The sequence below is a fragment of the Brevundimonas sp. UBA7838 genome, from assembly GCF_002500885.1.
Classification (GTDB): Bacteria; Pseudomonadota; Alphaproteobacteria; order Caulobacterales; family Caulobacteraceae; genus Brevundimonas; species Brevundimonas vesicularis_C.
The window spans coordinates 1-490 of record NZ_DLTK01000028.1 but is presented as its reverse complement, the minus strand read 5'-3'; the positions used below and the strand labels follow the sequence as shown (position 1 = coordinate 490).

The following is a 490-nucleotide window of genomic DNA, read 5'->3' as shown; positions in this document are numbered from 1 at the left end:
CTGGCCCAGCTGGGCAACCGCATTCAGCACGCGCTTCGCGCCTATACGCCGTCCGAACAGAAGGGGCTGAAAGCGGCCTCGCAGAGCTTCCGCGCCAACGCCGCCTTCGACACGGCCGAGGCGATTCAGGGTCTGGGCGTGGGCGAGGCCCTGGTGTCGGTGCTGGACGAAAAGGGCGCCCCGACCATCGTGGCCCGCACCAAGATCCGCCCGCCGGCCTCGCGCCTGGGTCCGGCCACCGATACTGAGCGCGCCGCCGTCATGGCCGCCAGCCCGGTGCGGGGCCTTTACGAGCAGGTGCTGAACCGCGAATCCGCCGCCGAAATCCTGGCCAATCGCCACAGCGCCGCCGATCAGGCTGAAGTTCAGGCCAAGGCGCAGGCCGAGGCCGACAAGGCCGCCGCCGCTCAGGCCAAGGCCGATCAGAAGGCCGCCGAGGCGCGGGCGAAGGCTCAGGCCCAGGCCGAAGCGCGGGCGGCGCGCGAGGCCG

General features: G+C 72.2%; 1 protein-coding gene. It reads left to right on the top strand.

Annotated features, from left to right (window positions below; translation table 11 throughout):
- Positions 1-490: helicase HerA-like domain-containing protein (locus B3T77_RS01480; protein ID WP_292076469.1), on the top strand; the 490-nt coding region annotated here is incomplete at both ends.